The sequence below is a fragment of the Humibacillus xanthopallidus genome (genome assembly GCF_006717145.1).
GTDB lineage: Bacteria > Actinomycetota > Actinomycetes > Actinomycetales > Dermatophilaceae > Humibacillus > Humibacillus xanthopallidus.
In genome coordinates this window covers 401,300-413,384 of record NZ_VFQF01000003.1, presented here as the reverse complement: position 1 = coordinate 413,384, position 12,085 = coordinate 401,300, and the positions used below count along the sequence as shown (strand labels likewise).

Here is a 12,085-nt window from a genome sequence, read left to right as displayed (position 1 = left end):
GCGCTCTCAGGCGTGGCGCCGGCGCGGCGGCGCCGTGCTCCCGCGAACGACGAGCTCGGTGTCGACCGTCGTCGACTTCTCGGCGGGCTCCTTGCCGTCGAGCATCTCGAGGAGCATCCGGCCGGCGAGGACACCCTGGTGGGCGGGGTCCTGGCGCACCGTCGTGAGGTCGGTGAGGGCGGCGAGCGGGTGGTCGTCGATGCCCACGACGGAGACGTCACGACCCGGCTCGAGCCCTGCGCGACGCAGCGTGCGGATGGCACCGAGAGCCACCTCGTCGGAGTGGGCGAAGACGGCGGTCGGTGGGCTGGGGTGACCGAGGAGCCTGCTCATCGAGGCAGCCCCGTCCTCGCCGCCCCACGGGGCGGTCACCACGAGGGTGGGGTCGACGTCGATGCCGACCTGTGCCAGCGCCTCGTAGTAGCCGGGTGAGCGCGTCGACGGCAGGTGCGGCTGGTCCGGGTCGACCGCCTCGAGCATCGCGATCCGCGTGTGCCCCACGTGGATCAGGTGGTCGACAGCCTGCCGGCTCGCGACGTGGTCGTCGATATGGACCGAGGGGTACGTGGCGGTCTGGCCACCCGCGGCGACGATCTGCACGCCGAGGGTCTCGAGGCGAAGACGCTCGGCCTCCTCGACCTGGAAGCCGACGACGACGACGGCGTCGACCTTGCGGCGGGCCGGCAGCTTGTCGAAGAAGGCGTGCCGGTCGCTGACCCCGCCGACGTGGTAGAGCAGGACGTCGAGGTCGGCGCCGCGCAGCACGGAGTCGAGCCCCTCGACGACCGACCCGAAGTACCACCGCGACAGGTGGGGCACGACGAGGGCGACGCGACCCGTGTTGCCCCGGGCCAGACGTGAGGCCTCGGGCGACACGACGTAGTGGTGGTCCTCCGCGACGCGCAGCACCCGGGCCCGGGTCGAGGGAGCGACGTTCTTCGCGTTGCTGAGCGCCCGCGACGCGGTGCCGACCCCGACCCCGGCCATGCGGGCGATGTCGACCAGGGTCACCTTCGTCGGCGGGGCATCGTCCATGCGCACACGGTACGACACTGGAAGCGTTTCTCGTGCGGACGGCGCCACCCTCTCAAGCGGTTCACGCTCAGAACTGCTGAAGCTTCAATCAGCTTCTGCCTCTTGACAAGCACCGGCATCGGCTCCACTCTTGGTGACTGGAAGCGTTTCCAGTCGCTTCTCCCCCATCTGGGGGCCTGGTCGGCGACATGTGGTGGCCGACTCCTTCAACGGTGCAGGAGATAGAAATGCACAACGCACGACGCAGTCCCCGTCCCACTCGCCGAACCGTGCTCGGAGTGATCGGCGCCTTCTCGGTGGCCGGCGTGGCCGCGTGCTCGGCGCCCGGACCGGCCGCCACCGGTGCCGCCGACTCCACGCCCACGGCCGTGAGCACCTCGATCGGCACGCAGCCGGTCACCCTCAAGCTCTACGACGGCCAGGGGCTCAAGACCCTCGACGACGCGCTCATCGCGGCGTTCACGAAGAAGTACCCCTCCGTCACGATCACCCCGACGTACGACCCCGACAACGTGACGACGCAGAACCAGCCGCGTCAGCTCGCTTCGGCGTCACCGCCCGACCTCGTCCGCGTCATCTCGGTGACCTCCGGCACCAAGAACAACCTCCTGACGAACCTCGACGCGTACGGCGCGGCATACGGCTGGGACCAGATCCCGGCCTCGCAGCTCGCGCAGTTCCGGGCAAAGGACGGCGTCGCCGGTTCCGGGTCGCTCTTCGCCAAGGCGAGCGGCTTCACGATGACCGGCCTCTACTACAACAAGAAGCTCGCCCAGCAGGTCGGCATGACGACGCCGCCCGCCTCTGTCGACGAGCTGACCACCCTCATGGGCAAGGCCAAGGCGGCGGGGCTCACCGGCATGGTCGTGGCCAACAAGGAGGGCGGCGGCGTCTTCCCGTACCAGCTGCTCCTCAACACCTCGATGGGTCCGGACAAGGTCTCCCAGTGGGTCTTCAACGCCCAGGGCGCGACCATCAACAACCCCGAGTCCGTCGCCGCCGCCACGCAGGTCGACACGTGGAACAAGGCGGGGCTCTTCCCGCAGGCGGTCAACGCGCTCGACGCAAACGCGGCCGACGCGCTCTTCGCCAGCAACAAGGGTCTCTTCTTCCCCTGGGGCAACTGGGATGCGGCGAACCTCGACAAGACGATGCCCGGTCAGGTCGGCTTCTTCCCGATGCCGCCGACGACCTCGGGCGGCAAGGTCGCCGCGATGTCCGACGCCGCAACCGCCTTCGGCATCCCGACCAAGTCCACGAACAAGGACGCGGCTGCGGCCTTCCTCAACTTCCTCTCGAGCGACGAGGCGCGCCAGATCGCGGTCGACAACGGCTTCATGCCCACCGGGCTGCCCTCGCAGGCGGCGCCGACGATCAAGTCCGGCTCGGTGCTGGCCGACGTGACCAAGGCCTTCGCCACCGTCTCGGGTGACAACGGCCAGGTGCCCTTCGTGCAGAACGCGACCGCGGGCATCTCGAACCAGGCCTGGACACCCGAGAGCCAGCTGCTCCTCGCCGGCAAGTCGACGCCGGAGCAGTTCGTCGCCAACGTGCAGGCCAAGTACGAAGACGAGCTGAAGAGATGAGCACCGTCGACGGGCTCACCGCTCCAGTCGACGTCGCAGACGAGATCTCCACCGCCTCCCGCCGCCGCCTCGTGCGGCGGCGGGGAGGGGCTGGGCGCTCCTCCCTCGGCAGCGGGGCACGCTGGGCCGGCTGGCTCTTCGCCCTCCCGGCACTCGTCATGTACGCGGTCTTCGAGCTCTACCCGATCATCACCGCAGTCCAGTACTCCTTCTTCGACTGGGACGGCGTCAGCGCGGCCACGCCGGCCGGCCTCAAGAACTACACGCGGGTGTTCACCGAGCCCCAGCTGCTCGCCTCGATCATCCACGCGTTCATCCTCATCATCTTCTTCACCTTCCTGCCGGTGCTCCTCGCCCTCGTCGTGGCCTCGATCGTCCGTGAGATCAAGTCCAAGGCGCTGGGTGCCACCGCCCGCACGATGATGTTCCTGCCCCAGATCATCCCCGGCGCGGCCTCGGCCATCGCCTGGACGTGGATGTACTCCCCAAACGGCGCGGTCAACCAGATGCTCGGTGCCCTCGGCCTCAGCTCCCTCCAGCGCGCCTGGCTCGGGGACTTCACCTGGGCCCTGCCCGCGGTCGGCATCATCGGCACCTGGCTCGCCACCGGCCTCTGCACCCTGCTGCTCATGGCCGGCATCGGCAAGATCGACACGAGCCTCTACGAGGCGGCCAGCCTCGACGGCGCCAACCGCATCCAGCAGTTCCGGGCCATCACCCTGCCGGGCCTGCGCCAGGAGATCGGCGTCTGCATCACCATCACCATCATCGCCGCCCTCGCCAGCTTCGACGTGGTCTTCATGTCCACGCAGGGCGGTCCCGGCTACTCGACCCAGGTGCCGGGTGTGCAGGTCTACCAGCTCGCCTTCACGGAGAACCGGATCGGTCAGTCCTCCGCTCTCGCCGTCGTGCTCAGCCTCATCGTGCTCGCCGTCATCCTGCCCATCCAACGGTTCTTCAGGGAGAAGTGATCCCGATGCTCAGAAGCCTTCGCGACACCGCGCCCAAGACCATCCTGCTCACCGCCGCGGCCCTCTTCTCGATCTTCCCGCTCCTATCCATGTTCTCGGCTGCCCTGCAGCCGCAAGGCTCGTCACCGGCCGGCATCTCGTTCCCGACGAACCCGCAGTGGCACAACTTCGTCGACGCGTGGAACATCGCCAACATCACGACGCTGGTGAAGTCGAGCACGATCCTCGTCATCGGTGTCGTGCCGATCGCCATGCTCATCTCGTCCATGGCGGCCTACGCGATCGCCCAGCTGCGCATCCCGCTCGGCAACGTCTTCTTCCTGCTGCTGCTCCTCGGCCTGACGCTGCCCTACGAGATCGTCGTGGTGCCGCTCTACTACCAGATGCAGCAGCTGGGCCTGCTCAACACCCAGCTCGGGCTCATCCTGCCGCTCATCGGGCTCAACATGCCCTTCGCGGTCTTCTGGATGAGGACCCACTTCCAGTCGGTGCCGATGGAGATCTCCGAGTCGTCGTGGGTCGACGGTGCGGGGCCATGGAAGGCGTTCCGGCACATCCAGCTTCCGTTGGCCGTGCCCGCGCTGGCCTCGCTCGGCGTCCTGATGTTCCTCAGCACGTGGAACCAGTTCCTGCTCGCCATCGTGCTCATCGACGACCCGAGCAAGCGGACCATGGCCGGGGCGCTCCAGGGCTTCATCGGCGCCCACTCCACCGACGTCGTGCTCCTCAACGCCGGAGCGCTGCTCATCATGGCGCCGACCATCCTCGTCTTCCTGGTCTTCCAGAAGTACTTCATCCAGGCGATGCTCGCCGGCGCCGTCAAGGGCTGAGCCGGCTTCGGGCCCGCGGCCGTCGACAGGAGACACACGCCACAGCCGGTCGACGGCCGCCCCGGACCCGGCCCCACCCCACGCACACCTCAAGGACGAGCCGGCCCACCGGGCCGAGAAGCGGACCCCGCCATGACAACCCTTCTGCCCGACGACCGCGCCATCTCAAGCAGCTCGAGCACCTCCTCCGGCGACTGGTGGCGCACGGCCGTCATCTACCAGATCTACCCGCGCAGCTTCGCCGACAGCAACGCCGACGGCATCGGCGACCTGGGCGGCATCCGCAGCCGCCTGCCGTATCTCGCGGCGCTCGGCATCGACGCCGTGTGGCTGAGCCCGTTCTACCCCTCGCCGCTCGCGGACGGCGGCTACGACATCACGGACCACCGCGACGTCGACCCGCGCCTCGGCACCCTCGAGGACTTCGACGCCCTGCTCGCGGACGCACACCGTCTCGGCCTGCGGGTCATCATCGACGTGGTACCGAACCACACCTCCGAGCAGCACCCCTGGTTCCTCGCCGCGCTCGCCTCGCCTCCCGGCTCGCCGGAGCGCGAGCGCTACATCTTCCGTGACGGCACCGGCCCGGACGGCAGCGAGCCGCCGTCGGACTGGCGCTCGCACTTCGGCGGGTCCGCGTGGCAGCGCACGCCCGACGGCCAGTGGTACTGCCACCTCTTCGCCCGTGAGCAGCCCGACCTCAACTGGGACAACCAGCAGATCCGCGACCACTTCATCGAGACCCTGCGCTTCTGGGCCGACCGCGGGGTCGACGGCTTCCGCGTCGACGTCGCCCACTCGCTGGCCAAGGACCTCTCCCACCCGTTGCGCAGCCAACCGCACCTCGACAGCAGGCTCCCCCTCGACGGCTCCGACCCCCTCTACGACCGCGAGGAGGTGCACGAGATCTACCGGTCGTGGCGCACGGTCTTCGACGAGTACGACCCGCCGCGCATGGCGGTCGCGGAGACCTGGCACCCGACGTCGAGCCGCACCTACCTCTACGCACGGTCCGACGAGCTCGGCCAGGTCTTCGACTTCTCGCTCCTCAAGGCCGAGTGGCACCCCGGGCAGTTCCGCGACGTCATCACCCGGTCGATCACCGATCATGCCGGCGTCGACGGTGGGCTCACCTGGGTGCTGTCGAGCCATGACGTGCCTCGTCACGCGACGCGGTACGCGTTGCCCGTCGGCACCGACCTCGATGCCTGGCTGAGCAGCAACGGCACCGCGCTGGTCATCGACGAGGAGACGGCCTGCCGCCGGGCCCGCGCCGCGACGGTGATGATGCTGGCGCTGCCCGGCTCGGCCTACCTCTACCAGGGCGAGGAGCTCGGTCTGCTCGAGGTCGCCGACCTGCCCACCGACCAGCTCCGGGACCCCGTCTACGAGCGCACGGGGCACCGCCTCAAGGGCAGGGACGGGTGCCGGGTGCCCATCCCGTGGACCCCGGAGGGAGGCTCCTTCGGCTTCGGTGACGACGGCGCGTGGCTGCCCCAGCCGGAGTGGTTCGGCAGCTGCGCCGTCTCGGTGCAGGACGGCCGGCCCGAGAGCTCGCTCGAGCTCTACCGGCAGGCCATCGCGCTGCGCCGGGAGCTTCGCGCTGCCGGCGCCACCGGCCCCGGCGACGCCGACATCTCGTTCGCCTGGGTCGACAGCGGTGACCCCCAGGTGCTCCGCTTCGCCCGCGGCGATGGCTGGGAGTGCATCGTGAACTTCTCGGCGAACCCCGTCCCGCTCCACGGCGAGGTGCTGCTGCGCAGCGACTCCCGTCCGGGCTCGCTCCTCGCCCCGGACACGGCAGCCTGGGTCCGCCCGGTCTGAGGACGGTCCCGGCCCGAGGCCCCGACCCCGTCTCGCTCCCGTCAGCCGGCGGGCGTCGGGGGAACCGGGGGGATGGTGAGCCCCGGCGGCGGGGCACCGTGCTCGCGCTGGTACCACGCGGCATACGCGACGACGGCCGTGGGCAGCGTCGGGAAGATGAGGTCGACGCCAACGGCGTCCACGACGCCGCCGGCCTCGAGCGAGGTCCGAAGGTCCTGCTTGACCCGGGCCATGGCGAAGACGACGCCCTCGTCGGACAGGCCGCGACGCAGCTCCTCGAGCGCGTCGATCGAGGTGAGGTCGACCTCGCTGATGGCCTCGGCGTTGAGCACGAACCACTCGACCGGGCCGTCCGCCTGAGCATCCTCCACCGCGCGCCGGGCCCGGGTGAGGAAGTCGTCGGAGTTCGCGAAGAAGAGCGGCGAGTCGTAGCGGTAGACGACGAGGCCGGGCACCTGCACCGACCGCGGGTGGTCGTCGATGTCGTGCATGCCCGCGATGCCGGGTACGTAGCCGAGCACCCCGTCGTGCGGGTGGACGATGCGGCGCAGCAGGTCGAGCACCGAGAGCGCGATCGCGGCGCCGATACCGGGCAGCACGCCGAAGAGCAGCACGGCCGCCGTCGTCGAGAGCGCGAGCACGAGCTCGCTCCTGCGAAAGGCCGCGAAGCGGCGCATCTCCGCGATGTCGACGAGACGCAGCGCCGCGTAGACGACGACCGCGCCGAGCGCCGCGAGCGGGAAGGCAGCGATGACCGGGCCGAGCCAGAGCAGCGTCGCGATGACGAGGACGAGCGACACGAGGGAGTGCAGCTGCGTGCGGGCGCCCATCGTGTCGGCGATGACGGTGCGGCTGCCGCTCGAGCTGATAGGGAAGCCCTGCACGAGCCCGGCTCCGATGTTGGCGACCCCCAGGCCGAGGAACTCCTGGTTGCTGTCGATCTGCTCGCGGTGGCGCCCCGCGAAGGCGCGGGCCGTCAGCACGTTGTCGGAGTAGCCGACGATGGCGACGCCCAGGGCGGCCGGGGCCAGCTGCCAGAGGTCGACGTCGGTGAACGACGGCACCGAGATCGGTGGAAGTCCTTGTGGCACAGGGCCGACGAGCTTGATGCCACTGGAGTCCGCGAGCCCCGTGAGCTGCACGACGATCGTCGCGCCGAGCATGCCGATGAGCGGTGCGGGCCAGGTCGGCCGCCACCGCTGGAGGGCGAGCAGCACCGCCAGCACGGCGAGCGAGAGCACGAGCGTCGGCACGTGGACGTCGCCGAGGTGCGTGACGGCATACCTCAGCTCCTGGAGGAAGGACTCGCCTTCGACCTGGATGCCGGTGACCTTGCCGATCTGGCTGACGATCATGAGCGCGGCGATGCCGGCCATGTAGCCGACGAGCACGGGCTTGGACAGCAGCTCCGACAGGAAGCCGAGGCGCGAGGCCCAGCCGACGATGCACACGACCCCGACGGCGATGGCGAGCATCGCGGCGGCCTCCTCACGGGCGACCAGCCCGCCCGCGGCGGTGACGAGGGCGCCCACGCCGGCCGCCGTCATGAGCGCGGTCGTCGACTCGGGCCCCACGGACAGCTGGCGCGACGAGCCGAGCAGGGCATAGACGAGCAGCCCAGGGCCCACGGCCCACAGCCCCGCGATCGCGGGCAGCCCGGCCACCTCGGCATAGGCGAGCACCTGCGGCACGAGGTATGCCGCCACGGTCACTCCCGCGAGCACGTCGCCTCTCAGCCACGCCCGGTCGTAGCGCCGCAGCACCGCGACGCCGGGAAGCGCCCGCTCCCACCGCGTGGGCCCGGCCGCGGTCACGTCCGCCCCTGCCCCGTCAGGGCGTCGATGGCGACCACCGCGTCGTCGACGGACTGGACGACCGTGGCGCCGGCCGGCTCGGCAGGGCGGCGCACGACGACGACCGGCACGCCGAGGACGTGCGCGGCCTCGAGCTTGGCCTGCGTGAGCGGCCCGCCGGAGTCCTTCGAGACGAGCACGTCGACGGCGCGGCCGCGCATGAGGGCGAGCTCGGCATCGAGGGTGAAGGGGCCCCGCGCGCGGAGCAGATCCCACGTCGGGGGGAGAGGCCATTCGGGCGGGTCGACGACGCGCACCAGCACGTAGCGGTCGGTCCATGAGGCGAAGGCGTCGAGCTGCTGGCGACCCGTCGTGAGGAAGGGCCGTGAACCGAGCGCGCCGGCGAGATCACGTGCCTCGGCGACGTCCTCGGCCCAGGTGAACGACGCCGCATGCGGGTGGCCCTCCCAGCCCGGGCGCCGAAGGCGCACGAGCGGTTGCGGCAGAGGTGCCACGGCCTCGGCCGCATGGGCGGTGATCCGTGCCGCGAACGGGTGCGTCGCGTCGATCACCACCGAAAATCCTTCTGCGACAACGAAGTCGCGCAGGCCGGCGACGCCACCGAAGCCGCCGACGCGCACGCCACCCACCGGCAGGGCCGGCGACGAGACCCGCCCGGCGAGGCTGGAGACGACATCGTCGCCCCGGTCGACGAGGCGGGCGGCGACGGCCCGGGCCTCCGCCGTGCCTCCGAGGACGAGCACCCGCATGACTGCCTCCCGTTCGCGCCCGACAGTCCTCCCGCGACTGCCGTGCGCACGAGTATGCCGCGTGGTCGGGGGAATGACTGGCAGATCACATCCGGATGGGTCGCACCTGTCCACCAGCCACTACTACGCTGTGTAGTACCGACAGAGTAGCTGCCGGAACCACCCGAGTTCTGGAGTTGATCACCATGACCACCCACGACAGCCGCCCAGGCACCACCGCCTCCAGCGCTGACCTCCACGACCCCACCAAGGGCGTCGTCACCTTCCAGGAGGAGGTCGTCCGCTCGAGCATCGCCCGCAAGTTCCTCGCCGGCCTGCGCATCGTGCTGGGCTTCACCTTCTTCTGGGCCTTCATCGACAAGATGTTCGGCCTCGGCTACGCCACCCCGGCCGCCAAGGCCTGGATCCACGGCGGCACCCCCGCCCAAGGGTTCATGAAGAACGCCGAAGGCCCCTTCGGCTCCTTCTTCAAGAACATCGCCGGCCCGTGGGCCGACTGGCTGTTCATGGCCGGCCTGCTCGGCATCGGCGTGGCCCTGCTCGCCGGCGCCGGCCTGAAGATCGCCGCCTGGACCGGCGCGCTGCTGCTGGCCCTGATGTACCTGGCCGAGTTCCCGCTCGGACAGTCTGGCATGACCAACCCGCTCGTCGACAGCCACTGGATCGAGGCCCTCGGCATCGCCGTCGTGGCCACGACCCTCGCCGGAGACACCTGGGGTCTCGGCAAGTGGTGGGGCCGCCATGTCGGTAACGGCTTCCTGAGGTGAGCGGGCCGGTGCCCGAGGGACTCAGGAATCACCCCCTCGGGCACCACCGTCCCGATGCGTTTCGCCCACGGCGACGGCGCATCCGGGCAACAGCAAGGCGGTCCTTCCCCCGAAGGGCCGCCTTCCTGCTGCACGCGGCGGCGGCTCCTGGCTAGCCACCCAGGACGAAGGAACGCACGAGGTGCCAGCCCGGGGTCGCAGCGGCCAACGGGGGTCCCTGCCACAGCTCGACCCGGGTGATGGTCTGGGTCAGGGGCAGGTGTGGGAGGATCTCGCGCTCGGCAGAACGCAGGACGGAGACCCCGACCTGGTGCCCGATCGTGAGATGTGGGCGGACGTCGTCATAGACCCCGCCGTAGACGGGGTAGTCCGGGAAGGCGCGCTCGATGCGCCGGGTCAGCGAGACGACCGGTGCCGCGTCGTCGGGCTCGAGGAAGAGGACCTCGTCACCGAACCACCCGGTGCGCGAGAAGGTGACCTCGAGGACGGGAGCGGCGCCGCACAGCTCGACGAGGACCGACACGTCGGTGTCATCGAGCAGCTCGACCGGCTTGAAGGGGTAGGCGACCGTCACGTGCGCCGGGACGCCGACGCGGGCTGCGGCGTCCCACTCGATCCGGTGCCGGGCCACGGCAGGCTCGGCCACGGGGACGACGAGCAGCAGGGCTGACTCGGTGGCCGGCGCGGTCGGCATGGTCTCGTCGATCGGTGTGAAGGTCATGAGCCGCGCCCGCTCTCCTCGGGGTGCTCGCCCACGGGCAGCCGACCGTCGCCGTACGTCGCCGTGACCTCGCTGACGACGATCCGGTAGCCGTCGTACCAGCGGCGCACCTGACCCTTGGCCTCACGGTGCTGCGGGAACCGGGCGAGCAGGGCCACCGACTTCCGGTCGGCGAAGTAGTACGTCGCGTTGACGACACCACCCCCGGGCGCGACCCACGTCTCCAGGCGCTCGAACCCGGGGAGGTCGCGGGCGTACTGCTCGATCTCTGCGTCGAGGCGGTGGAAGTCGTCGTCGTAGGTGCCGGGCTGGAAGATGAACTGGCAGCAGATCACGGCTGCTCCCGCTCCGTCGCCAGCGCCGGTCCGGCAATGAGACGCCGGGCGATCCGCACGTCGGGGCCGAGGCGCCGCAGGTGCACGGTCAGGTCATTGGCGGCGGCCTCGAGGGCCGCGTCGGCCATCGGGGCGAGCGCGTCGAGGATGAACAGCGCGTGCTCCGTCTCGGTCGTGAGCTGCGTGCGTCGGCCCTGACGCCAGTTCCAGCGGCGGCAGGTGACACCGGCGTCGTCGCACCACACGACCTCACCCGGCTCAGGGTGCTCGATGACCTCGCGACCGGCTGCGACCGTGTCGAACGCCTCGTGCCCGGTCGCCCGCCTGAGGGCGGGTGCACCGGCATACCGGCCGAGGTCCTCCCCGCCGATCGGGAGCTGGTGCAGCACCGAGATCGCGTTGTAGATGTCGGTGAGCCGGTTGACCCTCGGCAGCCCGCCGTCAGCACGCCGCAGCAGCGCCTCAAGGCTGTTGCGGGTGCGCTGGGGCTTGGCACCGAAGGCGCGGTAGGCCTCGCGCCACGCAGCCACGTGGGGCAGCTCCTCGACGGAGGTGCCGGCACCCAGCGCTGCTGCGGCCGCGGCTTCGGCGGCGCGCAACAGGGCCTCGTTGCCGTCGTCGCTCGGGCCCGGGACGATGCCGTCGGCGCTGAGGATGAGGACGCGGTAGTCCGGCCGCAACGCGAACACCCCGGCGTCGACCTCGGCCCGGGCCAGGCGGTCGGTCATCAGTGCCTCGTGGTCAGTCATGGTCGCGCTCCGTCCGCAGTGTCCGCGATGCCGACGCGGTCAGCGCGGTCGGCGCGGTCGGCGCTGTGGAGCCCACGCCCGGCTCGAAGACCGTGAGGGAGAACCACGCCTCGTCAGTGCCGGTGTTGGCGTACGAGTGGTCGATGTCGCCGGAGAAGGACAGGGCGTCACCGGTCTCCAGCGAGACGGTCTCGTCCCCGACGACGAGGGTCACACTGCCAGCATGCACCTGGAGCAGCTCCTTCGTGCCCTCGGAATGGGCCTCGCTGCCGTGGCGGTCGCCCGGTGCCAGGGTCCAGTCCCAGAGCTCGAGCACGTCCGGCGGCTCGGTCCCTGCGACGAGGACGCCACGACCGCCGTGCTCGCCGGTCCACAGCCTCGCGCCGTCACCGGCACGCGTCACCGTCACCGGCTTGGGCGCCGGCGGCGCCACGAGGGCGGGCAGGCCGATGCCGAGCGCATCGCTGAGCCGCAGCAGGGTGCTGACGCTGGGGTTCGCGGCGCCCTGCTCGACGTTGACCAGTGCGCGCCGGCTCAGCCCGGACGTGACAGCGAGCGTGTCGAGCGTCCAACCGCGCGAGGCTCGTTCGCTCCTGACCCGCTCGCCAATGGCGCGGGCGAGGCTCTCGGCATCAGCATCCATCCATGCACCATAGTGCACTGCCAGTGCATCAAAGGGTGTGGTCCGCTGTCGCAACCACGAC

At 70.6% G+C, this 12,085-nt stretch carries 12 protein-coding genes; 5 read left to right on the top strand and 7 right to left on the bottom strand.

Annotated elements, in window-relative coordinates; translation table 11 throughout:
- Nucleotides 1-6 precede the first annotated feature (6 nt).
- The gene (locus FHX52_RS19900) at nt 7-1,035 is read right to left on the bottom strand and encodes a LacI family DNA-binding transcriptional regulator (protein WP_141824115.1); all 1,029 of its coding nucleotides are present in this window, start codon (nt 1,033-1,035) and stop codon (nt 7-9) included.
- A 278-nt stretch (nt 1,036-1,313) separates the two neighbouring features.
- On the opposite strand from FHX52_RS19900, the gene FHX52_RS19895 reads away from it, so the two are divergent.
- The 4 genes from FHX52_RS19895 (at nt 1,314) to FHX52_RS19880 (ending at nt 6,246) form a co-directional block, all read left to right on the top strand.
- A complete protein-coding gene (locus tag FHX52_RS19895; protein ID WP_185747402.1) occupies nt 1,314-2,621 on the top strand; it encodes an ABC transporter substrate-binding protein in 1,308 nt (435 codons plus the stop codon).
- Entirely contained in the window at nt 2,618-3,592 is a 975-nt protein-coding gene (locus FHX52_RS19890) for a carbohydrate ABC transporter permease (protein ID WP_141824113.1), read from the top strand. The genes FHX52_RS19895 and FHX52_RS19890 overlap by 4 nt, the downstream gene beginning before the upstream one ends.
- A gap of 5 nt (nt 3,593-3,597) precedes the next feature.
- A complete protein-coding gene (locus FHX52_RS19885; RefSeq protein ID WP_141824112.1) occupies nt 3,598-4,422 on the top strand; it encodes a carbohydrate ABC transporter permease in 825 nt (274 codons plus the stop codon).
- 132 nt (nt 4,423-4,554) lie between these two features.
- The gene (locus FHX52_RS19880) at nt 4,555-6,246 is read left to right on the top strand and encodes a glycoside hydrolase family 13 protein (protein WP_141824111.1); all 1,692 of its coding nucleotides are present in this window, start codon (nt 4,555-4,557) and stop codon (nt 6,244-6,246) included.
- A gap of 41 nt (nt 6,247-6,287) precedes the next feature.
- Here FHX52_RS19880 and FHX52_RS19875 read toward each other — a convergent pair whose 3' ends face one another.
- Nucleotides 6,288-8,060 carry a SulP family inorganic anion transporter gene (locus tag FHX52_RS19875; RefSeq protein ID WP_221630669.1) on the bottom strand — a complete coding sequence of 591 codons (1,773 nt, stop codon included), beginning with the start codon at nt 8,058-8,060 and terminating at the stop codon, nt 6,288-6,290.
- A complete protein-coding gene (locus tag FHX52_RS19870; RefSeq protein WP_141824110.1) occupies nt 8,057-8,809 on the bottom strand; it encodes a cobalt-precorrin-6A reductase in 753 nt (250 codons plus the stop codon). The genes FHX52_RS19875 and FHX52_RS19870 overlap by 4 nt, the downstream gene beginning before the upstream one ends.
- A 185-nt stretch (nt 8,810-8,994) precedes the next feature.
- Here FHX52_RS19870 and FHX52_RS19865 point away from each other — a divergent pair, with 185 nt between their 5' ends.
- Nucleotides 8,995-9,576 (top strand): DoxX family protein, encoded by a 582-nt coding sequence (locus FHX52_RS19865; RefSeq protein ID WP_141824109.1) that lies wholly within the window; start codon nt 8,995-8,997, stop codon nt 9,574-9,576.
- A gap of 151 nt (nt 9,577-9,727) precedes the next feature.
- Here FHX52_RS19865 and FHX52_RS19860 read toward each other — a convergent pair whose 3' ends face one another.
- Genes FHX52_RS19860 through FHX52_RS19845 form a run of 4 tightly spaced genes read right to left on the bottom strand, consistent with a single transcriptional unit; the run spans nt 9,728 to nt 12,024 of the window.
- The gene (locus tag FHX52_RS19860; RefSeq protein WP_141824108.1) at nt 9,728-10,297 is read right to left on the bottom strand and encodes a 2'-5' RNA ligase family protein; all 570 of its coding nucleotides are present in this window, start codon (nt 10,295-10,297) and stop codon (nt 9,728-9,730) included.
- Nucleotides 10,294-10,632 (bottom strand): antibiotic biosynthesis monooxygenase, encoded by a 339-nt coding sequence (locus tag FHX52_RS19855; protein ID WP_141824107.1) that lies wholly within the window; start codon nt 10,630-10,632, stop codon nt 10,294-10,296. Before FHX52_RS19855 ends, FHX52_RS19860 begins: the two co-directional genes overlap by 4 nt.
- Complete coding sequence (locus FHX52_RS19850) at nt 10,629-11,381, bottom strand: B3/B4 domain-containing protein (protein ID WP_141824106.1); 753 nt, start codon at nt 11,379-11,381, stop codon at nt 10,629-10,631. Before FHX52_RS19850 ends, FHX52_RS19855 begins: the two co-directional genes overlap by 4 nt.
- Nucleotides 11,374-12,024 (bottom strand): helix-turn-helix domain-containing protein, encoded by a 651-nt coding sequence (locus FHX52_RS19845; protein ID WP_141824105.1) that lies wholly within the window; start codon nt 12,022-12,024, stop codon nt 11,374-11,376. Before FHX52_RS19845 ends, FHX52_RS19850 begins: the two co-directional genes overlap by 8 nt.
- Nucleotides 12,025-12,085 lie beyond the last annotated feature (61 nt).